This window comes from Planococcus antarcticus DSM 14505 (assembly GCF_001687565.2).
GTDB lineage: Bacteria > Bacillota > Bacilli > Bacillales_A > Planococcaceae > Planococcus > Planococcus antarcticus.
The window spans coordinates 2,813,168-2,836,550 of sequence record NZ_CP016534.2 but is presented as its reverse complement, the minus strand read 5'-3'; the positions used below and the strand labels follow the sequence as shown (position 1 = coordinate 2,836,550).

General features: G+C 47.5%; 16 protein-coding genes and 1 pseudogene. 15 read left to right on the top strand and 2 right to left on the bottom strand.

The window, feature by feature from the left end; all coding sequences use genetic code 11:
- Positions 1 to 162 precede the first annotated feature (162 nt).
- The 7 genes from BBH88_RS14050 (at position 163) to BBH88_RS14020 (ending at position 12,667) form a co-directional block, all read left to right on the top strand.
- Positions 163 to 1,224, top strand: a complete 1,062-nt coding sequence (locus BBH88_RS14050; protein ID WP_006830408.1) for an S-layer homology domain-containing protein — start codon at positions 163 to 165, stop codon at positions 1,222 to 1,224.
- Positions 1,225 to 1,255: 31 nt separating this feature from the next.
- Positions 1,256 to 2,326 (top strand): S-layer homology domain-containing protein, encoded by a 1,071-nt coding sequence (locus BBH88_RS14045; protein WP_065536649.1) that lies wholly within the window; start codon positions 1,256 to 1,258, stop codon positions 2,324 to 2,326.
- An 82-nt stretch (positions 2,327 to 2,408) separates the two neighbouring features.
- Complete coding sequence (locus BBH88_RS14040; RefSeq protein ID WP_065536650.1) at positions 2,409 to 3,824, top strand: plasmid pRiA4b ORF-3 family protein; 1,416 nt, start codon at positions 2,409 to 2,411, stop codon at positions 3,822 to 3,824.
- A 505-nt stretch (positions 3,825 to 4,329) separates the two neighbouring features.
- A complete protein-coding gene (locus BBH88_RS14035) occupies positions 4,330 to 4,806 on the top strand; it encodes a VanZ family protein (protein WP_006830405.1) in 477 nt (158 codons plus the stop codon).
- 206 nt (positions 4,807 to 5,012) lie between these two features.
- Positions 5,013 to 9,173, top strand: a complete 4,161-nt coding sequence (locus tag BBH88_RS14030; RefSeq protein ID WP_238323327.1) for a tetratricopeptide repeat protein — start codon at positions 5,013 to 5,015, stop codon at positions 9,171 to 9,173.
- Positions 9,174 to 9,456: 283 nt separating this feature from the next.
- Entirely contained in the window at positions 9,457 to 9,975 is a 519-nt protein-coding gene (locus tag BBH88_RS14025; protein ID WP_006830478.1) for a DUF6241 domain-containing protein, read from the top strand.
- Positions 9,976 to 10,351: 376 nt separating this feature from the next.
- Positions 10,352 to 12,667 (top strand): 3'-5' exonuclease, encoded by a 2,316-nt coding sequence (locus BBH88_RS14020; protein ID WP_238323325.1) that lies wholly within the window; start codon positions 10,352 to 10,354, stop codon positions 12,665 to 12,667.
- A 200-nt stretch (positions 12,668 to 12,867) separates the two neighbouring features.
- On the opposite strand, the gene BBH88_RS14015 is transcribed toward BBH88_RS14020, so the two are convergent.
- Positions 12,868 to 13,269 carry a DUF2512 family protein gene (locus BBH88_RS14015; RefSeq protein ID WP_006830480.1) on the bottom strand — a complete coding sequence of 134 codons (402 nt, stop codon included), beginning with the start codon at positions 13,267 to 13,269 and terminating at the stop codon, positions 12,868 to 12,870.
- Positions 13,270 to 13,396: 127 nt separating this feature from the next.
- Positions 13,397 to 14,221, bottom strand: coding sequence for an aldo/keto reductase (locus tag BBH88_RS14010; RefSeq protein ID WP_065536651.1), 825 nt, complete (start codon positions 14,219 to 14,221; stop codon positions 13,397 to 13,399).
- 706 nt (positions 14,222 to 14,927) lie between these two features.
- On the opposite strand from BBH88_RS14010, the gene BBH88_RS14000 reads away from it, so the two are divergent.
- The 8 genes and pseudogenes from BBH88_RS14000 (at position 14,928) to BBH88_RS13965 (ending at position 23,362) form a co-directional block, all read left to right on the top strand.
- Entirely contained in the window at positions 14,928 to 15,125 is a 198-nt protein-coding gene (locus BBH88_RS14000) for a hypothetical protein (protein WP_006830483.1), read from the top strand.
- A gap of 152 nt (positions 15,126 to 15,277) precedes the next feature.
- The gene (locus tag BBH88_RS13995) at positions 15,278 to 17,014 is read left to right on the top strand and encodes a DNA/RNA non-specific endonuclease (protein WP_006830484.1); all 1,737 of its coding nucleotides are present in this window, start codon (positions 15,278 to 15,280) and stop codon (positions 17,012 to 17,014) included.
- Positions 17,011 to 17,793, top strand: a pseudogene (locus BBH88_RS13990) (ABC transporter ATP-binding protein). The gene BBH88_RS13995 and the pseudogene BBH88_RS13990 overlap by 4 nt, the downstream one beginning before the upstream one ends.
- Positions 17,794 to 18,251: 458 nt before the next feature.
- Positions 18,252 to 18,431, top strand: coding sequence for a hypothetical protein (locus BBH88_RS13985; RefSeq protein WP_006830485.1), 180 nt, complete (start codon positions 18,252 to 18,254; stop codon positions 18,429 to 18,431).
- Entirely contained in the window at positions 18,428 to 19,846 is a 1,419-nt protein-coding gene (locus tag BBH88_RS13980; RefSeq protein WP_006830486.1) for an amidase, read from the top strand. Before BBH88_RS13985 ends, BBH88_RS13980 begins: the two co-directional genes overlap by 4 nt.
- Positions 19,847 to 20,174: 328 nt before the next feature.
- Positions 20,175 to 21,116, top strand: a complete 942-nt coding sequence (locus BBH88_RS13975; RefSeq protein WP_065536653.1) for an acetamidase/formamidase family protein — start codon at positions 20,175 to 20,177, stop codon at positions 21,114 to 21,116.
- A gap of 182 nt (positions 21,117 to 21,298) precedes the next feature.
- On the top strand, positions 21,299 to 22,303 hold the full coding sequence (locus BBH88_RS13970) for a GNAT family N-acetyltransferase (protein WP_006830488.1): 1,005 nt from the start codon (positions 21,299 to 21,301) through the stop codon (positions 22,301 to 22,303).
- A 105-nt stretch (positions 22,304 to 22,408) separates the two neighbouring features.
- A complete protein-coding gene (locus BBH88_RS13965; protein ID WP_065536654.1) occupies positions 22,409 to 23,362 on the top strand; it encodes a hypothetical protein in 954 nt (317 codons plus the stop codon).
- The last annotated feature ends 21 nt before the right edge of the window (positions 23,363 to 23,383 follow it).

The following is a 23,383-nucleotide window of genomic DNA, read 5'->3' as shown; positions in this document are numbered from 1 at the left end:
GCGATTTTTTGGTCGTGGTGGATCCTTTATAATTGTGTGGGAATTGTGCGGGTGCCAGGCACCACAAAAGATATCTGAATTTTTAGTAAATAATTGATGTAACCATAACTTTTAACTGTTAGACTGAGGGCAAGAAGCTAGACAAAAGGAGGAGTGACGATTGTGAAAAAGCTGTTGGGTGTGCTTATCGTTCTGCTGTCATTGTTTTTGGTCTTGCCTGTTACCGCTGCCGCACCGGATTTGCCGGAGAATCATCCGTTTTATGAGGAAATAACGTATTTAATGGAGAAAGGCGTGATTACGGGTTATCCGGATGGTACAGTCCGGCCGGATGCACAAGTGACTCGAGCTCAGGCTGCCATAATGATTGGCCGGTTAAAAGGCTTGGATGGCACGCAACAAGCAACACCTTTTCGTGACGTGCCGGCTGGCCATTATGCCAGCGGCTATGTCGCCGAAGCTGCCGAAGCCGGGTACTTGAAAGGATATGGAGACGGGACATTTCGTCCGAACGCGCCGATCATCCGTGGGGATATGGCGTTGATTGTGGAGCGGGTCTTTGATCTGGCATTCACATTCAACCAGTCGTTCACGGATGTGCCACAAAACGCTTATTACACAGAGGCCATCAGTAAGGTCTTGGCGGCGAACATCACCATCGGCTATCCGGACAACACGTTCCGGCCGCGTCTTGCCGTGACGCGCGGACAGTTCTCGGCTTTCTTGGCACGGGCACTGGAGCCGGAATTTAAAAATGATGCAGTTATCCCGCGTTCCTACCAAAAAGACAAAACCAAAGCCTATACCTATAACATGTCAGACGGAACAACGGCTGTTCACCGTTTTGCGGATGTGGCAGACCGCGGTGGTTTAACTTACGGATTTATGTGGACGGTCAAAGTGGACGGCGATACCTACGAGTACCTGGAGCTAGAAAATCACCGGCTCTTTGCATTTGGCTATCCGTATTCCGAGTACGACGTGGCCCTCGTTTATCCCGTTCGGCTTGGCAAAACCTTTAACGCAGGTCTGGGGGACGAAACGATCATCCACACAATCACTGGCGTCAATAAAACCGTCAAAACAGCGTACAAAACATTCACGAACGCTACGGAAGTAACGACACCAGACGGCTTCAAGTATTACATGGCAGAAGGCTTTTCGACCATCAAATCTATTAATGCCGAGGGACGAGTAGAAAGTGAGTTAATGAGTGTTAAATAGAGGGTATTGATGGGAGTGAAGGAGTGTTGATATGAAAAAAGTAGTGAATTTTACGGTTATTGTGCTGTCTTTATTGCTGATTTTTCCTGTAGGAAATACAGCGCAAGCCGCTGGAGATTTTCAGAAAAGCCATCCGTTTTATGAGGAGATCGCTTATTTGATGGATAAAGGTGTCGTGACTGGCTATCCAGATGGTACCATCCGTCCAGATCGTGTTGTGACACGCGCTGAGGCTGCGGTGATGATTGGACGGGTCAAAGGCTTTTCTGAAGCCCAGCAAGAGACGACATTCAGTGACGTACCGGCTGGGCAATATGCCAGCGGTTCTATTGCAGAAGCAGCTAGAGCCGGTTATATTATCGGCTACAAAGACGGTACGTACCGGCCAAGTCAAGCGGTTTCCCGAGGCGACATGGCCTTGATTATCGAGCGTGTCTTTGATTTGAATTTTATCTATTTCCATGACATCAAAGATGTGCCGGACGCGGCCTATTATTACGACGCCATCACACGCTTGATTGCAGCAAACATTGCCATCGGCTATCCGGATGGCAGGTTCCAGCCGAAACTCGAAGTGACGCGTGGGCAGTTCTCCGCTTTCCTGGCCCGGGCATTAGAGCCGGAATTCAAGAACACAGCGGCCATTGCCGACTCCTACAAGCGGGATAAAACCAAAACCTACACCTACCTCCGAAATGGCAGAGGAGAAAGTGTAGACCGTTTTGTGAAAGTACCGGGAATTGATGGTGGAGAAGATCAATTTGTTTGGGAAACCCAGATCGGGGAAGAGCGCTATCCGGAGCTGGAATACGAAACTTACAAGGAATTCGCCATCGGCTATCCGTATTCAGATCACAATGCGCACCTGGCTTACCCGGTTCGAGTCGGCAAAACCTTTGTTGCAGCCCATAATCCGGAAGCGGTGTATTACACCATCACAGGCGTGGATCAAACGGTGGAAACCGAATACCGGACCTTTACCAACGCCGTGGAAATCACCACGAATGACGGCGGAAAGTATTATATGGTAGAAGGCTTTGCAGTAGTGAAATGGATCCAAGCGGACGGGACGATTTATTCGGAGTTAAAAGATGTGGAATAGTGGTGCCTGGCACCCACACAATTCTCACACAATTCACTTTCTAATATATGATATGCTGAAAAGAAAACGAATGGGTGAGTAGATGAAAGCATATAAGTTGAAAGTAGAGATGATTGGACTCGAGCCGCCGGTATGGCGACGTGTCATGCTGCCGGCCGATGTGACGTTTCAGCGTCTGCATGCCGTAATACAGCAAGTGACGAATTTTCAAAGCGAGTACATGGATTGGCCTTTGCATGTCCATGAGTTCCGCTTGCCAGAAGAAAATATGCTAGTTACCAACGAGCCTGAGATCTACGAAGCGTTCAAGAAAAGAAAAAAAGGCGCCAGCGGGCAAACGGTCCGGAAACCGCAGACCTTAAAGATTGATGGTTTTCTAGAAAAATACGGCAGCCTTTCCTATACGTATGATTTTGGTGACGATTGGCAGTTTGCGATCTACTTAGAGGAAACGGTGGATGATTATCATTTCGGTTATCCGGCAGTTTTGGACGGAGCGGGTGACGCGCCACCGGAAGATGCCGGGGGAGTTCCGGGATTTGAGCATTTGCTTTCCGTGCTTGCGGACGAGACGCATCCTGATTTTGAACACATGTTGTGGTGGAGCAAAGAACAGCATTTCGACCCTTATAACCGGGCTCGCATCAATAGTTCTCTGTCCCACCAGAAAATCAAAAAAACGGAATGGAATAAAATCGATCACGTGAACCATCAGGTGCTATCGGATAAATACTTGCCAGTCGAAGAAGACACACAATGGGGAGCGCTACCTCCAGATTTTGATGCAGAGCTATTCTGGCAATATGTCAAGGCTTGCACCCATCTGTACGGTGTTGTGCCACTCGATAAAGTATTGGAGATTTTCAACCGGCAAAATCCCAAAATGTATATTAGAAGTGGCGATGCTTACAGAGTCATGACTGAGGCAGATTGGAAAAAACGGATGGAGCAGTCCCAAGTTAGACAGAGTGGTTTGAGCTTTATTCATCAAAGTGTTGTGGAAGCAGATGCCAAGGCCTTTATTGAAGAAAATGGTGCCGGCAAAGACTGGTACATTCCAGGCAAAGAAGAGTTGCTGCGGTATGTGGATGAATTGTATATCGAGCCGACTCCTGCCTATCAGGCATTGTACCGGAAACTAGCACCTCATTTTCATTCATTGAAACCGGTCAGTTTGGAGCAAGCTTTAAAAGAAGTTTCGTTAGTTATGCAAGTCGAGACAGCTACAACTCACGCGGCGCAGATATTGATCGAACTTAGCGGAATGAACAGCGAGCGAGAATTGAACGAGTTGGTCGGCCTGTATTCAAATTTCGCCAACCATTCTCGGCACTGGGCCAACCGAGGCAAACAGCCGGCTGAATTATTTGAGCGAGAAGCCTTGATGCCATTGCCAACCGTGCCTTATGAAATTGGGTGCGCCAGTGACAAAGTCGGCCGCAACGATCCATGTCCCTGTGGCAGCGGGAAAAAGCATAAAAAGTGCTGTGGCGCTTGAAAAATAGTATGACCGAAAACCGGTCCGTTCGACTAAGTCGAATCGACCGGTTTTTTCGATCAAACTATGTCTAGTGTCTAGTCGATTCCAGCGTTACGCACGGTAAAAATAGAATACGCACGTTCAGCCGAGTTTACGCACGGTCAGGGAGAAATACGCACGTTCAGGAAAGTTTACGCACGGTGGCACAAAAATACGCACGTTTGAGAACGGTGCCAGGCACCCAAACAATTCACTAGTCATTTGTAATCACCCGACTTATAATAAGCAAAGAGAATCGACCGGAAGTTTCATGCAATTAAAGCATAAGCTCCTCAAATTACATAATTTTGATAGATTCAACGAAAATCTCCCCATAAATTTTCCACACGCCAAAGAGGGCGAAGCAGGAAGACAGGCGTCTTTTGCCTGGTTTCATGCATAAGCCATGCCCAAAGCGAGAGAAGCAACTTGAGAAAAAAGTCTACTAATCCACACACAGCCGTAATTTGAAGGGAAGAGCGTTTTGAAAACTAAGTATATACCGGTCATCCTATGGGGACTTTGCATCCTGCTGGCAACCAACAACTACAATTTCCAGTCCTTGTTATTTGCTCAGGAAATAGATTTCCACATTCGCCTATTTCCGGACTTGTCAGATCTGTTCATCACCAGTGACATCCACCTGGACAGCAAAACCTATGTATTCCAAAAAATCGGGCATGCCTTGTCTTTTGGCATCCTGTTTCTGATAGTGGCCAAGACCATCAACGACGACGGCAAGGCCATCATTCTGTGCAGCTTGTTTGCTTTCTTTACCGAAGTCCTGCAACTGTTTTTTGAAAGAAGTGGGAGAATATCCGATGTTTTGATTGATATAGGCGGCGTTTATCTCGCCTACCGCTTGAGTATTTACGTCAAGGAGCAGGGAGGACTGAGCCCCGCCTTTTGGAAAACGGTGCAGAAAATCGCCGGTGTTTTAGCGGATGACAAGCCGCGGTGATCCGTACGAAATAAAACCGCTGCCTCTTCAATCATCGAAGAGGCAACGGTTTTTTCATGTTAGTTGAAAGCGAGCGTATAGTAAAGTCAGAGGCTCTGGGACAAACTCAACTAAAAATCAATCACGCCTAAAATTGTATTGCATGCTATAATTTCCCACTATATAATAAATCAACCACATTTATATGGGACATAGGAGAGGCGGGAATGGTAGAAATGACAGCGACAGAGATAAAGACAGCGCAACAGGCAGTCGAGGCAATTCACCAGTTATGGGCAGAGCGTTCGATTGAGGGATTGCGCAGATTTCTTGGGGAATTAAAGACAGAAGATGATTTTTACCGCTTGATCCGTTTGACGGATCAAGCGGATTTATATACGTACAGCCATTTGCTGGCGACGCAGGCACATAAACGTTTCGGGACGTTGCGAACTTTTACGTGGCAATGCGCGCGCCTCTTGGAAACGGGGCGCAGCCTGGAAGCGGAAGAACGCATGGTCGGCAGGCTTCAGGGGATTTCGTCCGGCAACGACTCGGCAGAAGAGCTGGCTTCGGCGCATCAATTGCTGTTGCGCGTGTTCGCACAGCTAAACCGGCTGCCGGAGGCGAAAGCGCAGCTCGGCCGTTACGCAGAGCTGAAAGGCTTTGTCTGGCCGGATCTCGAGGGCTATTATTTTATTCATAGCGGTGAATGGCAAGAAGCGGAGCAGGTGCTGGAAAAGGAACTGTGCGATACCGTAACCGAGCGCAGCGACTATGTGCGGCTGTTGTATGCAGATGTGCTGGCGATGACCGGCCAGCAAAAGGAGTCGCTGGCTGTTCTTGAAAAGGGCCAGGAGCTGGAATCCAGCAACTGGACTTTTCGTGCGGACATTATCCGAACGTCGTTTTTCCTAGGACATTACGAAAAAACTCTCGCTGGAATGGCACACTATAATGAAGAAAATCCATACCATGTCTTTCGTCCGGCCTGGATCCACATAACGGCAGAATGTTTATACAAACTCGAGCGCTGGGAAGAGCTGGCGGCTTGGGTCGGCATGCACGACAAACAGCTTGGACAAACAGTCTATGGCAAAGGCGAAATCCGGCAAGACGCCAAGCGCCGCGAGTTGCGGTTGACGCCAAACATCCAGAAGCTCAATTATTGCGTCCCGGCGTCGCTCGCGTTGATGTTGGAAGCTTATGGTATGGAAAAAGGGCAGGACGAAATCGCGGAGCATGTCTTTGACGTGACGGGATCAGACCTGCAGAAAACCATGCAATACATGGAATCGCTTGGCTTCACGGCACGTTATTTCAAAGGGACGATTGACATTTACAAGCAGCTGATCGATGCCAATGTTCCGGTGCTGCTCAGCATGATGATCGAAAACAGCGCGCATGTCCAGGTGGTAATCGGCTATGACGACCGGCTGCAAGCGCTGATCATCCAGGATCCGAATGACCTTGGTCCGTTTTTATTGTCTTATCAAGATGTTGCGGACACTTATAAATTAAGCGATTCGTTGAGCATGATGTTCGTGACTCCCGAACAGCTAGGATTATTGGCTTTATTGGACAGCAAACAACATGATTTCTTCCATGAATTGTTCGCCATCTGGAGCCTGGAAGAAAAGACCAAAGAGAAAACCTTGGCGGTCGACTTTTTGAAAGCGCATCCGGACGAGCGCTACGGCGCAGTGGTCGGGCTCGTTACCCAGTTTTCAGAAGAAGCCAAGGCGCTTCATCCGATGTGGCTCGAAAAGCTTTATAAGGATCTGGGGGCAGAAGATGCCGAAGTGGCGCTGCTGGCGGCGCATATGCATTACCAGAAAGAAGAAGCGGCACAAGCGCTCGAAAACTTGGCGCGCGTTAAGGAAAAGAACTCTCCGTATGCGCTGTTCTTGAAAGCGGCGATTTTGATGAGCCGCAGCGAACACCAAAAAGCCGTGCCGCTCTTGAAGCGGTCGATCGAGCTGGACCATTACCAGCCGATGGCGTATAGCCATCTGGCGCGCTGCTACTTGGAAACTGGCAAAACTTATCAGGCCTACAAATGGTCGAGTATCGCGCTCGAGCAGGAGCCGTCGGATGTCTTTGCCCGGATCACGCACAGCCTGATTCAATACGAATCGGGTGCCTACGAAAAAGCGCTGGCGCGTTTTCGCGAGCTGTCGGCGGAGCAGCCAGAAGACGGCTATTTCATTTATGAAATTGGTCGCTGTTTGCTTGTGCTTGGTGAGGAAAAAGAGGCCATCGCGACATTTGAACGGGCACGGGACATTGACTCTAAGGAACCTTACACGTATTTGCGGATTGCTGAAATTCACTTAGAAGCGAAAGAATGGCAGCAAGCAGAAACGGTTATCCGTGCCGGTATCGACAATTGCGGGACGACCGATTTGCTGCATCAGTATTTGGGGCATATCGCTATGGAGCAGGAACAGTACAAAGAAGCGGAAGCGGAATACCGCAAATCGTTCGAGCTGGATCCGTCCGACTTGTTTACGGTGACGCACATCGCCCATGCGCTGCTCAAGCAGCAGAAGATCCAGGACGTGAGGGAGTGGGTCATGCATCATGCGGAATCTGGAGACACGGATTATGTTGTCCGAACGGCGGCAATGCTGTGGCAAGAAGCGCTGGACGACGCTGGCAAAGTATTGGCACTAGATCTGTTGGAAAACGGCATGATACGGGAAACACTTGATCTCCATGAAATGGCTGAGCAATATGCGGAGTTCGGCGAAGCGCCGCAGTTCCGCGGCCGTTTATTGGACACGTTCAAGCGATTGCGCTCGAACGCTGCGGATCCGCTACTGCTGTGCTACGAAGCGAGTTTGTATGAACTCGAGGACCATCAGCGCTTTGCAGCAATCCTGTACAGCCAGGCGGTGGAAATGAATGGCCTATATTTGGCTCATTACAATTTGGGGCTGCTTGCCGAGCAAGCAGGGAAATGGGACAAAGCTCTTGTTCATTATACAGAAAGTGCTGAAAGGGATGCTGGGTTTACAGCATCTCATGAAGGGCTGATGCGGACTCATCTTGCGCTGGAAGACAAGGGCAAGGCATTTACGGCGGCTTTACATGTGCTGGAAAACGAGCCGTTACCGCTTGATTTGGCTGAGTTATTTGAACTGGTGGACAATGAAACACAGATGGCTGCTGTGGCGGGCGCGCTGCAGAAAGTGTCAGCGCAGGTGCCGGAAGAATGGCTGTTGTCGGCCGAGGCACATATGGCGGAGAAAAAAGGCGACGTGGCGGAAGCCGAGTCTTTATTCCTCCGGGCAAAAGCAGTCAACGGAGCGCTGCCTTCGCGTTATCAGCATATGCAATTTTCTGTGCGGCAAGGCGAGTTAGAGCGGGCAGTCGGAATGCTGGAAGAGCTAATTACCGAACACCCGGACGAAGAAGGATTTTATGCAGAATACGTCCGTTTGCTGGTAGACATGCGTAAAAGCCGCGATCTTCATAAGCGCTTGAAAAAACGGTTGAAAGGCGAAGAGCTGGCAATGGCTGAAACCTACAGCGCCGATCATTTGACTGAATGGCTGGATGAGCAAGGTGAGTCAGAACCAACAGGGTTTTTCAGAAAACTGCGCGAAAAATCACGGCACATAATGATGTTCTCCAACGCCATTGCGCTTTACAGGGACGCGGCGAAAAAATTCAAAGACAGCGAAGTGCCGGTGTTGCATCTTGCCGAGTTCTTTATAAATCGCGGCATGGCACAAGAAGCCGCCGACGAGTTGGCGCCGTTCGTCAAGCGCACCGGACATTTTGGTGCGGCGAAGGCTTTGCTTCAGGCAACGTTGCAACAAGCCAATAACAAGCAGTCCGAAAAGTTGCTAAAAAGAGCTGTTCGGCAAGCACAAGACCTCCATAAAGAGGAGCCGTCTGACTTTGAAATTGTTTTATGGCAAGGCGATATGGCCGCTATTCAAGAAGACATCCATCAAGCCGAATTATATTACGAGCAGGCGATTGCTTTGAATCCGTATCACAGCGAAAGTTATGTCCACTTGCTGCACCTGCTGGCTGAGCATCGGCCGAAAAAAGTAGAACGCTTTGAAAGCCTTCTGCCTGAAGAGTTGCGGGTCAACGAATGGATCCGTTTGTCGCTTGCCATGAGTGACATCACGATGGGCGATAGTGAAGCAGCGACCACGCGACTGCTTGCGCTCCAAGAAGACGCCCCCGATTACTTACCGACTGATTACGAACTTGCTCGTGCTGCCATGATAGATGGCCAATCTCTGCGAGCCAAAAAACTTCTCAGTAAGCTGTTCAACAAGGACGGCGGCGAGCAGTTTATTGAAGCGGCAGTGGAAGAGGAATTGTTTAGAGAGATTCTGGATGAGGTGTTGGCGGTTGGGGTTTAGGGCCGAATGCGGTGAAAGAATCCGTAGTAAATTGGTCCTGTGAACAGCTCGCTGCTGGTTATCACAACTAATAGAATAGAAAGAACGCCATCTTTGAAATCAATGGATTTCGAAGATGGCGTTCTTTTAGTTTGGGGGAAGCTTACTGTTTTATAGTATTTCACAGCGGACGATTTCATGATTTCCATAAAAAGGGTTGAAACCTATTCGAGTGTTCTTCATAATAAGATGGGGATAAAGTCGTGAACAGCAGAAAAAGATCTATGTCAGGAGTTGCAGAAAAATGAAATCGATTTTGAAAACAATCGGAGTAAGCTTTGGCGTATTGGCATTGTTGGCAGCAGCCGGTTATTATTTCGTCATGCAGCATTCTTCGAGTGACGGAGAAATAACAGAGGTAGCGGAAGATATCGAAGGGCGCCAGGATAGCGGGACCGAAGCAAATACAACCGAGAAAAGCACAGCCAAAAATGTAGAAGCCGATATGGATGAAGGACAGCTACAAATCTACCTTCATCAGATGACACACCAGAAAATCGTTGCTAGCAAAAAAAGAGGCGCTGTTGAGATGACAACTGACAACATCAACAATTTGCTGACGATCGTCAAAGCCAATCAGACGCATTATGAACATGCCGATTTTTATGAGTCGGCGTTGACCGATTGGAAACAAGGCGATTTTGCCAATGCCGTGCATGTTCACAACACTATTTGGGATTGGCAAGATGGTACTGTCGGCCGTGCGACCGGGCTGATGAGTACTGAGCAGGAACAAGAGTTTGTGGAAAAACACTTTAGGTGAGTCAGAAAGGTCTGCGAAATGTCAGGCTTTTCGTTTTGGACAGGTTTTAGATAGGATGATTTCCGGTGAATGAAGCGATTCAGTTGGTAAAATATGCTAGAGAAAAAGGTTCATTCGAAATCAATCGATTTCGAATGAACCTTTTATTTATCTTGTGATATAAAACGATTCATAATGGAGAGAAACATAGGAACTTCTAATGAAAAAGAGCGACTCTAAGAAATTTGCGATAGTGCAAAAGTGGTTTCAAGTGAAATCAGACCCAATGCTTAACCTTGAGTTCTGTAAAAATGCGTGACTAGTATTAGACTTTGCTATTATGCGACAATATTCTTATAATATAGGTAGAAGTTGTAAATGTGGAGGGGTGTTATCATTGAAGTTGAATATGGAACAACGCCGTATTGTTGAACTGGAACCATCAGGTCCAATGCTCGTAAAAGGGGTAGCAGGTTCAGGCAAGACAACTGTCGATATTCGCAGAATTCATTTTCTACTGGATCATTATTGCCACGAGGAAGATGACAAGATTTTGCTGGTCACATATAACAAGACCTTGCTTCATTACATAAAGCATCAGTATGAACGGATGGCTGAAAAAGAAATGCAGGAAGCGGAACGCTTTTTCGCTGCGGATGCAGAAGTGGAAATTACAACAATCGACAGCCTGATGTTTAAGGAGTTCAGGCGGTATCAGAAGCGGATTGGAGAAAAACTCGAAATTGCTTCGGTGGAAAAAATCCACAAAGTTATGATTCAAGCCATCCACGAAGTGAAAAAATCCTATCCAGATGTCAAACTGCTGTTACCGAAAAACAGTAAATTCCTATTGGATGAAATAGAGTGGATCCATTCCTGTTCAATGGTGGATGTAGAAACCTATCAATCCGTCGACCGAATCGGAAGGGCATCTGGAAATAGTGGGACACCTCAGAAATTACTGAAGAACTCGCAGACGCGTCAAGCTATCTACGAAGTCATGAACGTATTTCGGCAGCTGCTTGAAGGAGCAGGGCTCACCACATTCAAACAGATGAATCTCTACGCTCTAGAAGAATTGCGCAAAAGCGCGGCCGGGCAATATACACATATCATCATCGACGAAAGTCAGGATTTGACGCGCGTCCAGCTGGAGTTTCTGAAGGAACTGTATAAAGAGAAGGATTATTCTTCGCTGATGTTTGTGGCAGATAATACGCAGAGCATCTATCCGCAGTCCTGGCTTGGCAAAGGGCGGCCGTTCACTACCATCGGCTACGATATGAGCGGGAAATCTCGGACATTGAGCAAGAACTACCGGACGACGACAGAAATCTCGACGGCGGCTTTTCATTTGATCGAAGCGGATGAAAGCATTCAGTCGAATGTCGATTTCGTTAAACCGGCATTGATCGATCGCCACGGGCATCCGCCGATTTATCGGTTCTTTATGACGCCGCAGCAACAAGTCCATTTTCTGGCGGAAGAAATTGCCCGGCTACAGAATGATTATGCCTTGTCAGAGATGTGCATTGTTGCAAGGGGAAAACGGAATATTGAAAGTGCATCATCCGATCTGGAAAAGGCCGGAATCCCGTGCGAAATTCTGCAAAGCACAAATCCGGATTTTGAATCCGACAAAGTGAAACTAGTGACCATGCATTCGATCAAGGGGCTAGAGTTCAAAGTCATTTTCCTGATTGACCTCAACAGCGGATTGATCCCTCAGGATTTGTATGCGGATGCTGAGGATCAGAAGACGGTCGAATCGGATGAGCGGAAATTGCTGTATGTCGGAATGACACGTGCAAATGAGCTACTTTATATGTCTTCAGTGAAAAAGCCTTCCAGCTTTGTAAAGGAAATTAACCGGAATCATTTGCGAATGAAAAAGGATGCTTCTCTTCGTCCATTCGAATCCATCAGCATGACTGAATACCGTTTGGCGGATCAATTAGTTGACCTACATTCCAAAGAAGAAGTCACCCGCCAATGGCTAGTCCGTGAACTTCATGAAACCTATGGCTATCCATACGAACTGATGGAACTGGAGTTTCCAGTACAGCAGTTTTCGAAAAAAGGCTATTGTGATATTGCAGTTCAAGTCTATATGGCTGAGAAAGCGAGACCGTATATTATTGCGGAAGTAAAGCGCTTTGGGAGTGGTATCGAGGATGCTGTCTTGCAACTGAAAAGCTATATGGAAGCGGACAGCCAGGCATTTTACGGAATCGCAACTGACGGGCTTGAAGTCAAAATTATCGATCGCAAGGGAGACGAAGTACAGGATCTGCCAAAATGCCAGGCTCAGTTTCTGCCGGATACAAAAAGCCGGCGTGTCTATATGAATCTCAAAAATGGTCGGTATTACGACTACGCAGAAGATCGGGATGAAAGCGATCAGATAGAAGTGAGAGAAGCGGGACAGGAAGTTCTCGTGCAGGTCCACGAGACAGTAACAGTTCCACTGATCGGCAATGTTGCTGCCGGACTGCCAACACTGGCAACCGAAGCCTATGAGACGATTCATACCTTGCCGCGTGAATGGGTGGTATCTCCTAGTGAAACTTTCTCTCTGACAGTTACTGGTGACAGCATGAATGGTGCTGGAATCGATAAAGGCGACATTGTTATTGTTCACCAACAAAACACCGCTTCCAATGGCGATATTGTTATTGCGGTCATCGACGGCGAAGCGACCATGAAAAAATAAATGCCAATGGGCAGTGAAATTATTCTAGTCTCAGAAAACACGAGCTATGAACCAATCATCATGCGAAGTGAAGATGTCTACATTAACGGAAGAGTTATTGGGGTGCTAAAGCAGTAGGTGAAGAAAACAGTACCCACAGAGAAAAGGCAGTTCCTAATCTAAAAGATTAGGAACTGCCTTTTCTGATGGCTAGGTTCTACTCATCCTTTAGCCGACTTATAATTGTTGTACTCAGGCACCACGGAGCGATCGACGTATAAATGGAAGAACCATTCCCCGCCCGCTATGACCAATGCGGAAAGCAGCGCTGGTGTAGCCATTGCGAAATTTTCACCAGTCAACAGCCAACCAATCAGCCAGATGACTAGGAATGCCATGACGAAATCGACAAGGGTCGCAACGGTATTGCGCGCCGACTGGTTTTCCGGGCTTCCCGCATTCAGGAAAATCATGATGTCGCCCACCGCATAGGACAATGCCGTCAGCGCCAGGCTGATCAGCAGGGTATTGACGAACGATACGTCAAAGGACAAAGTCAGGACAATTAAAAGGACAACGGTCACCATAACGAATTTAATAGCAAGTGCAAGTAGATGTCTCAACGGCTTCTCCTCCTCTAATAAGTTCTATTAAGTGGAATTTACCCGTTTTCAGCGGGAGTTATGCCGGAAATTGAAAATAACAGGAAAAGCCGCCTCTTCTACTTCTAAAGAGGCGGCTTTTAACCAATTAACGTACATTCATTTCATTTGGGTGAGCGCCTTTGCGACGGTCTTTATTCAAAGCATGGATTTCATTCATCTCGGCTTCCGTCAATTCGAAATCGAAGACATTGAAGTTTTTCTCGATGCGTGACGGCGTGACGGATTTCGGAATAACAATCGTGTCGCTTTGCAAATGCCAGCGCAAGACGATCTGAGCCGGTGACTTGCCTTTGGCTTCAGCGATTTTCTGGATAGACTCATCCTTCAGCACTTCTCCGCCCTGATCAAGCGGGCTCCAAGCTTCAACGAAAATATTATGCTTGGCGCAGAATTCTTTCAAATCGTTTTGTGCCAAGTACGGATGGCATTCGACCTGGTTCAAGACCGGTGGAACGACGCATTCAGCAAGCAGACGCTCTAAGTGCTCGACTTCAAAGTTGCAGACGCCAATTGATTTGACGCGGCCATCTTTGTACAGCTTTTCCAATGCTTTATACGTATCGATATAAGTATCAAATTCCGGAGTTGGCCAGTGGATCAAATACAGGTCAACATAATCGAGGCCGAGGCGCTCGAGGCTTTCATCAAATGCAGTCAAGGTATTTTCGTAGCCTTGGTCGCTGTTCCAGACTTTCGTCGTGATGAACAGGTCTTCGCGCGGCACGGAAGTTTCCTTCAATGCTTTGCCGACGCCTTTTTCATTCTTATAAATCATCGCGGTATCGATCGACGTATAACCTGTCTCGAGTGCTTTCGCAACCGATGCAGTTGCCTGATCGTCTTCAACCTGCCAGACACCAAAGCCCAGCTGCGGCATTTTTTTCCCGTTGTTCAATGTAATAAAGTCCATGTAGCATTTCTCCTTTTGTCTTAATTTGGTTAGATTCAGTGTATACCCATTAGTTCGGAACTCTAAGCATTTTTTGTAATGAATCGGTCGTTTGTCGTCGAAGTAGCCTTGGGAAAGGTGATGAAAGCTATCCGCATGGAAAAAAATTGCCGAGATAGAATTGGTGTGCGACAAGTATGGCAACTACTGAAAGGTCGATGGCATCCCCTAGATGCGCCCTAAAAGAGACCAAGCCATTTAGAGGAAGAATAAAGCCAGCGACGAGCTTTTTTGAGCCTGGCGTTGGTTTTTTTGTGGTGCAGAAAGTATTCTGATCGTAATGGAAAGTATTCTAGTCGTAACGGAAAGTATTTGGGGGCAAACGGAAAGTATTTGCCTCAAATTAGAAAGTATATCCAATTAAGTGGAATAAATCATGCATAGATTTAGCCCAATCAACGAAATGCAATCCATTATGCACAATATACAGTCGGTTATACACCAACTACTGTCCGTTGCCGTTGCAATATATACCAACTACTGTCCGCGGCAACAGAAACGCGATTTTCAAGCGGAAAGCGCAGGCCTGCGCTTTCCATGGTTTTGGGCATTCAGGAAGTTTTATTCTACTGGACTAGTTTTACCAGGTGCCTCCTCTCACAAGATGGGATTATTTTAGCCACCAGCGGGTAAAGTACAACGACTACAGATTCTGGAGGGATGCAACATGACTAAAAACGACGCACAAGGAAGAAATCCTGAAAACAATGGAGATGCAGAGAAATCGACATTCGATAAAGTTGTTAAGAAGACCAGCGAGATGCTGAGCGGCAGCGACGAAGGCTGGGAATCTGCCGGCAAAAACAGTACACGCGATCCGAAAACCGGCGAAGAGACATTTGTGAAGAATGACAACAAGAAATGATTGAGTTTAAGCGGATCATCGAAAACCCATTCCGAATAGCGGAATGGGTTTTCTGTATCTATTTGTGATAAACTTTTTTTAAAGTAAATTAATAGAATATTAAATTTTTTATTGAAAAATAATGTTTATTCGCCGGAAGGGGCTGGGAAAGGATGGTCAACAAAATGGGACAGATTCAACAAGAGGCGTTGAAACGGTATTTGGCTTTTGAGAAAGAGCACAATGCGGAGAATCGTCAGGTCACGTCGACGGAGAAGATGATAACGCGGTCGAGCATCATTAATCATCATGACAATTTAGCGATGGAGCGGATCATTAACAAAAGTGATTTGTTTCCGATAGCGCACCTACAAGCAGGTCTCAATGTCAGCAAAGCTGTTTGCCGCATTTCAATCCGCGGTCGCTCAGGGCAGTTAGAAGGTTACGGTACTGGATTTCTGGTGGCGCCGAACTTGCTGCTGACAAATAACCACGTATTGGAAACGGCTGAAGCTGCGATGTATGCGGTGGCAGAATTCAACTACGAGGACGATGTCCAGTTCATGCCACTCGAAATCATCAGCTTCCGGCTGGATCCGGAGGCGCTTTTTGTTACCGATGAGGCGTTGGATTTTACACTGGTGGCGGTCGAGGAGAACAATCTGAGTGCCGTTTCGCTAGCTGATTTTGGCTATTTACCGCTGTTGCCAAAGCCGGGAAAAATTTTGGAGGGTGAGTACGTGACCATTATCCAGCATCCAAACGGCGGTCCAAAAGCAATTACCATCCGTGAAAATGAAGTTAAATTCATCTCCTCCGATTTTATCCATTACGTCAGCGACACAGAACCGGGCTCATCAGGTTCACCCGTTTTCAATGACCAGTGGATGGTCGTCGCACTGCACCATGCAGGCATTCCAGATCCAACGGATAATAATCGTTGGATCGCCAATGAAGGCATACGCATCAGTTCGATTATCCAACATCTCAGTGACAAGCGGAGCGGTTTAGAAAATGAACGCTCGCGCAAGCTGCTGGATAAATTGCTGGCTGTTGTTATGCCGGGGAGGTCCACAACGCCGATGGAAGTCGGGATTTTGTCAGCTGATTGGTATGCAGGTGTTTCCGGTTACGACCCCGCATTTCTGGGTGCTGGATTTAAAGTGCCATTGCCGGTTCTCGGCAAAGCATTGACAAAAGATACAGCGCAAACGGTAGATGGCAAAACCGTGCTGGATTATACGCATTTCTCGATTGCCATGAGCAAGTCGCGCCGTCTGGCATTTTACACCGCTGTTAACATCGATGGTGATCAGTTGGTCGACGTCAAACGCGGCAACGACCGGTGGTATTTCGATCCGAGGATTGAGGAAGCCTATCAAATCGGACCCGAATTTTATCAATCAAACGACATCGACCGCGGCCATTTAGTCCGTCGCCGCGATCCGAACTGGGGAATTGATGCGGTCAAGGCCAATGAGCACACGTTCCACTTTACCAATTGTTCGCCGCAGCATAAGAATTTTAACCAGAAAGCGTGGCTCGACTTGGAGGATTATCTGTTGGATAACGCCCGAGAATTTGGGATGAAGATTTCAGTGTTTACAGGCCCGGTGTTCCGACAAGATGATGTCAGCTACCGCGATGCAAAGATTCCGGATCAGTTCTGGAAAGTGGCGGTGATGATCAAGGACGGCACGTCCCTGTCAGCCACTGCCTATCTACAGACGCAAGAGGATTTGATCGGTGGCGACTTGGAATTTGTCTACGGCCAGTTTGAGACATATCAGGTGCCAATCGAACAAATCGAGAAGCTGACAGATCTTGATTTTGGCGGATTGCGGCAAGCCGATCCACTCTCGGGAGGGACCTTTGTCCATGTTCGCAGGAGAGAGGACATCCGTCTATGAGGATGATTTTAGAGCTCGAAGGCGTCACGCGGCGAAGAGACGACAACTTGTTGTTGGACAGAGTCGATTGGCAAGTTCAACAAGGTGAACACTGGGTGCTTTACGGTTTGAATGGTGCCGGTAAAACTTCACTACTGGATTTGATCACTGCCTATTTTTTCCCGACAGAAAGAAAAATCACAGTGCTTTGCCTGGAGTTCGGCAAGACGTATCTGGCGGAAAAACTGCGTAGCCAAATCGGCTTTGTGGCAGCTTCTGTTCAGCAGAAGCTGCCAACGAAGTGGTTTTGAGCGATGCGTTCGCCTCTCTCGGCTTGCACCAGGAAACAACAGAAGCAATCGACCAAAAAAGCGTCAACATTCTCTATGAGCTCGGGTGCATGGGTTACGCCAACCGGAGATTACCAAACGCTGTCGCAAGGAGAAAAGCAACGTGTGCTGATTGGGCGAGCCTTAATGGCCGACCCGGAGTTGCTCATTCTTGACGAGCCGACAGCAGGACTCAACTTTATTGCCCGCGAAGAGCTGCTTGAGTCGATCGCTGAGATCGCACAAAAGCCGGGCGGTCCGACCATCATTTACGCAACGCATCACATAGAAGAGATCCTGCCGGAGTTTCATAAAACCTTGCTGCTAAAAGCAGGCAAAGTCTTTGCTTCCAGCAATACCGCCGAGCTGATTACTAGCGAGCAACTTTCCGATTTCTTCGGCTTGCCGGTAGACCTTGTTTGGAGCAACGAACGTCCATTGCTGTCAAAGGCCCGGACAGCAGAACGTTGAATGGACAAGGGCGGGTCCCAAGTCAAACCCGCTTGGGACCGAAAGTGCTTGGCGGAAAGCGCAGGCTTGCGCTTTCCCGGTTTTGGGTATCCAGCGGGTTTTAGGTCTGGAAAGTATTCTGCTTTTTATAGAAAGTATTTGAGCTCAAGTAGAAAGTATTTGTAATAAAAGTGAAAGTATTTGCCCTGAATCAGAAAGTATATCCATTTTATTGGGATAAATGAGGCGCAATTGCAACTCACAGAGATAGAAATGCGTTCCATCTCACACGAAATATTATTTTACACGCTTCTTCATCCCATAACCCCTATTCGCCAAGACACCATCTTGTCGGACGGGGTTTCATTTTGTTAAAATCCCCTCTAAAATTTCTGAACTATCTGCGAACTATGCTAAACTATCGATAGACAGCTCAGATTCTCAGACGTTTTAAAATCATTCAAATGGGGGGACTTTCTATGGCAGAGGGCATTCATACGATTTTAGAGGAACGGGGAATTCAAGTACCAGAGGCGCATCAAGAAATGTTGGCGCAACAGATGCAGGCAGTGCAGCAATTGCGGGCAACGGTGGACAATTCGCAATTGAAGGATTTCGACATGGCACTGACGCATGTGCCAGGAGGTGAGCGGCCATGAATACAGAGTTGGCAGCACAATCGATTGGAGAATTGGCACCAAAGCTGCGCGACAAACAAGTCTCTCCAGTTGAACTGACAGAAGCTGTTTTGTCGAATGTGGATGCTTATGACAGCCATATTAATGCGTTTATTCGTGTCCAAAAAGAGCAGGCATTGGAATCGGCAAGACAGGCAGAGCAGGAAATTCAAAGCGGTAATTACCGCGGCTTCCTGCATGGCATTCCAATGGCGCTGAAGGATATACTGTATTTCAAAGACGAGCCAGCGACGATGGGTTCAAAAATCCACGAAGGGTTTACTGCTGATTTTGATGCGACCGTGGTGTCGAAGCTTAAACTATCAGGTGTGACGTTTCATGGCAAGCTCAATATGCATGAGTACGCCTGGGGTGCGACGACGAACAATCCGCATTACGGTGCTTGCCGAAACCCGTGGGATTTAAACCAAATTCCAGGCGGTTCGAGTGGTGGTTCGGGTGCGGCGGTAGCGGCAAACATGTCGATTGCTTCACTCGGGACGGACACCGGGGGTTCTATCCGGATTCCAGCGTCGAGCTGTGGCATCATCGGTTTAAAACCGACGCATGGCCGCATCAGCAAGTATGGCTGTTTTCCGCTGGCTTGGAGCCTTGATCATATTGGACCGATGACAAAAACCGTTTTTGACGCCGCGCTCCTCTTGGAAGTGCTCGGCGGCTACGATCCAAAAGATCCGACATCAGTCGACCGGCCAACACAACATTATTCGGGGTTATTGAAAGAAGACGTTAAAGGGCTGGTCATTGGCATCGAAGAAGGTTATTTCTTCAAAAATGTTGACAGCCGTGTCGATGAAGCTGTGCGAAATGCGTTGCAACAACTCGAAAAGCTCGGAGCACGGATTGAAGTAGTGAAGATTCCATCGCTGGCACAAGCTGAATTTGCGGAACTGGTGACCATTGCGACCGAAGCGAGCGCCGTCCATCATGATAATCTCGTCAAACAGCCGGAGAAATTTGGCGAAGACGTTCGCTTCTTATTGGAAGTGGGCGAGCTGATGTCGGGCGTCGATTACGTGCAGTCCCAGCAAATTCGCCGCAAGCTAAATCTCGATTTTGCGGCGGCTTTTGAAAAAGTGGATGTACTCATTTCTCCGACACTACCGTTTCTACCGCCGTCAATCGGCGACAGCACCGTCGACATAAACGGTAAGTCACTGAGTTTCTTAGATGAAGTTATCCGCTTTACGGGACCAGGCAATCTCACAGGACTGCCGGCACTCAGCATTCCGTGCGGCGTCCGCGACGGATTGCCGATCGGCCTGCAAATCATGGGACCCGCGTTTCAAGAGGAAAAAGTTCTCAACGTCGCCTATGCACTCGAAAAGCTGGAGCTGATGAAAGGCCAGAAGCCCAATTTGAAAGTGATTAATTAAGTGCGAAATTCTATGTCGTTGTAGATAGAACAATCTTCTGCGCATGAAATAGAATCCATTATGCATAAAAAGTAATTTACACCCCAGCGAATTTCAATGTAAAGCGGAAATCGCAGGCTTGCGCTTTCCGTTTTGTAGGTAATTAAACGGGTTTTGGGGCTTTGGACAGTATTTTCGTTTAATGGACAGTATTCAGAGTGATTTGGACAGTATATCATTCGACTTGGACCGTATATCCATTTAACTGGAAAAAATACGACTTTAAATAATAAAAACGTGCTCTAAGACGCTCAAAATACGACTTTTCAACAAAGAAAGGATATCCTACATGACCAACACACATCAATTTCCGGAAGACCACGTGCATTACACGTGGGACAAAGATCCGCAGCCGGTGCTGACGATCGACAGCGGCGATCAAGTAGATTTTTCTACACGCGAAGTGGCGGACGATCAATTCAATAAAGATTCTGTGACAGAAGATATCGCGACACTTGACTGGGCGAAAGTTTATCCGCTCGCAGGTCCAGTAGAAGTTCGAGGCGCAGAGCCGGGAGATACATTGGAAGTGGAAATACTGAGCCTGAAGCCGGGAAGCTGGGGGTGGATGGCGATTTTGCCGGGGCTAGGACTTTTACCGGATGAGTTTCCGGATGCATACTTAAGAACCTTCGATTTAAGCGATGGCCATTTTATCCATTTCAATGACAACATTAAAGTACCGATCACACCGTTCTTTGGCACGATGGGCGTTGGTCCGGCAAATGCTGAAGGGCAAGTCGTCATGCCGCCTGGGACATTTGGCGGCAATATGGACACACGCCACTTAACTACCGGCACGAAGCTTTATCTGCCGGTGCAAGTCGCAGGTGCGATGTTCAGCTGCGGTGATGGCCACGCTGCACAAGGGGACGGCGAAGTTTGTGTGACTGCGCTCGAATGTTCGATGCAGGCGTCGCTGAAATTCCGTCTCATCAAAGGCAAAAAGATTCCAGCGCCTCAGTTCCAAACAGCCGGCGCACTGACGCCGCAAGTCGACCATAAAGGCTTTTACGGCACGACCGGCGTAGGGCCAGATTTGATGGCATCAGCGCGCGACGCCATCCGCTCTATGGTGGACCACATCTCTGAGAATTATGGCCTTGAACCAAAAGATGCCTATCTGTTATGCAGCCTGTGCGTTGACCTCAAAATTTCCGAAATCGTTGACGCTGGCCAGTATATCGTAAGCGCATTATTGCCGCTCGCAGTGTTTCAGGAAAATGAATAAAGAGAAAAAACGCTGCCGAATTCGGCAGCGTTTTTTTCGGCTTACTCTTACTTATACGCGAAAGATATCTTAATTATCTGTATTTTTTGAGAATGGAATGATAAAATAGTAGCAGGTTCGCAAGTATGAGCAATAAAGAAATCAATCCTTAAAACAATCTTGTGAGGGAAGAGGTCCTCTGGATGAAAGATATTTACTTTGAGATAGACTATGGGCGTTTGTACGAAAAAATTGAAAATGGCAAATGTGAGGAATTTATTTTCAAGCATGAGTTAGGAACAGTCCGGCATTTATTCATCAAACGTGAAATTCCAATCAAGCTGGATGGTGAAGGTTTTTATGACCTGGTGACGCCTTATGGATATGGCGGTCCGCGAATTGTCAGCGGTATGGACGAGGACAGAGCGGAGTTGGTGGCCTCTTTCCAGCAGGCGTTCGGTGAGTATTGCCTCGAAAAAGGCATTGTATCCGAACTTGTCCGTTTTCATCCGGTCATCAAAAATCACTTGGATTTCAGTTCCTGCTACGACTTGAGTTTCAAGCGCAAGACGATCCAGACCAGACTCTCGGATGTAGACGACCCCATTCTCACAGAATATTCGGCTTCGTGCAGAAGAGATATCCGGCATGGCTTGAAAGCCGGTGTGGAATACCGGATCACCGATCACCCGCAGGATCTAGAGGACTTCAAGAAACTTTATACTTCCACCATGCAGCGTAATGATGCTGAGGCAGTTTATTATTTCGGCGATTCATACTTTCAAAATTGCATTGATTGGCTTGGCGACTATTTAGTAGTCGTGGAAGTGACTTATGAAGGCAACATCATTGGCATGAGTCTAAACTTTGTCTGCGGCGACTTTGTCCACGTCCATCTTACCGGAACACTTCGGGAGTTTCATCAGCTTTCGGCTGCTTATATTCTGCAATATGCCCTCGCGCTGTGGGGGAAAGATCAAGGCAAGCAATTGATCCATCACGGCGGTGGTCGGACTGGAGAGCCGGACGATAAGCTCTATCTTTTTAAGAAAAAATTTGGGCGCAATGAAGAATTGGAGTATTTTACAGGCAAAAAAATCTGGAACTCGGCAATCTATGAATTGCTGTGCCAGGCCGCAAATACACCAACTGATGCCGAGCGATTTCCGGCATACCGCACCCGTGAATCTCCTGTATCGATAAACTGAGGTACAGCGAGGTGCGATTCTGAGTCTTTGAGGTGCAGTAAAAGCTGATTAAGATACGGCCAGTCGTTTACCGGCGACAATTCGTAAAATTGGGGGAATTTTGATATGAAAGAGATAGGCGGATATTTTGGGTTGGACAATCTGGTCAGCAATGAATTCTATGATCGATTGATTGCGCTCAATACTGGACGGAATACATTGCTTTATTTGATGAAAGCACGGAATATCACGAAACTGCATATCCCTTATTATTTATGCGACTCGGTCAGTACGCTGCTGGTAGAGCATGGATATCGTTTTGAATACTATTACATCGATCAGGAGTTTCAGCCGATTTTCGATAAACAGCTGGAGCAGGGAGAATACTTGTATATCGTTAATTTGTTTGGACAGCTTACGAAACAGCAGACGCTGATGTTAAAGCAACATGTTGGACAGGTAATTCTTGATCACAGCCACGCATTTTTCCAGGAACCACTAGAAGGCATCGATACCATTTATTCCTGTCGCAAATTCTTTGGTGTGCCGGACGGCGCTTATTTGGCGACCGATGCTATCCTGCCCGAGAAGCTCGAACAGGACGTGTCTTCAGAACGCATGAAGCACATAATTGGCCGCTATGAGGGAACTGCCAGCAGCTACTATTCTGATTTTCAGCGAAATGACGATGTCCTAGACGCAACACCGCTCCGAACGATGTCGAAACTGACACACAATCTGATGGGCGCTATCGATTATGACCGGGCACAAAAGACAAGAAATGAAAACTACGCTTATTTGGACAAGCAGCTGGGCGCTAACAATCCCTTAAAGCTGACCACGCCGCAAGGGGCTTTTGCTTATCCAATTTTAGTGGAGAATGGCCAATCAATCAGAAAACAGCTGGCGGAGCAGGACATCTATATTCCGCTGCTGTGGCCGAACGTCCTTGCCGACTGTCCAGAAGATAGCATTGAATACCAGTATGCCGCAAATATCCTGCCATTGCCTTGCGACCAGCGCTATAGTTTAGAAGATATGGAGTACTTGGTGGATGTGTTAAAAAAGCAGCTAGTCTGAAGCCAACACGTAAAAAGTGTT

Coding starts and splice junctions, on each gene's coding strand:
- BBH88_RS14045 (WP_065536649.1), top strand. CDS start 1,256: ATGAAAAAAGTAGTGAATTTTACGGTTATTGTGCTGTCTTTATTGCTG.
- BBH88_RS14040 (WP_065536650.1), top strand. CDS start 2,409: ATGAAAGCATATAAGTTGAAAGTAGAGATGATTGGACTCGAGCCGCCG.
- BBH88_RS14030 (WP_238323327.1), top strand. CDS start 5,013: ATGGTAGAAATGACAGCGACAGAGATAAAGACAGCGCAACAGGCAGTC.
- BBH88_RS14025 (WP_006830478.1), top strand. CDS start 9,457: ATGAAATCGATTTTGAAAACAATCGGAGTAAGCTTTGGCGTATTGGCA.
- BBH88_RS14010 (WP_065536651.1), bottom strand. CDS start 14,221: ATGGACTTTATTACATTGAACAACGGGAAAAAAATGCCGCAGCTGGGC.
- BBH88_RS14000 (WP_006830483.1), top strand. CDS start 14,928: ATGACTAAAAACGACGCACAAGGAAGAAATCCTGAAAACAATGGAGAT.
- BBH88_RS13995 (WP_006830484.1), top strand. CDS start 15,278: ATGGTCAACAAAATGGGACAGATTCAACAAGAGGCGTTGAAACGGTAT.
- BBH88_RS13985 (WP_006830485.1), top strand. CDS start 18,252: ATGGCAGAGGGCATTCATACGATTTTAGAGGAACGGGGAATTCAAGTA.
- BBH88_RS13980 (WP_006830486.1), top strand. CDS start 18,428: ATGAATACAGAGTTGGCAGCACAATCGATTGGAGAATTGGCACCAAAG.
- BBH88_RS13975 (WP_065536653.1), top strand. CDS start 20,175: ATGACCAACACACATCAATTTCCGGAAGACCACGTGCATTACACGTGG.
- BBH88_RS13970 (WP_006830488.1), top strand. CDS start 21,299: ATGAAAGATATTTACTTTGAGATAGACTATGGGCGTTTGTACGAAAAA.
- BBH88_RS13965 (WP_065536654.1), top strand. CDS start 22,409: ATGAAAGAGATAGGCGGATATTTTGGGTTGGACAATCTGGTCAGCAAT.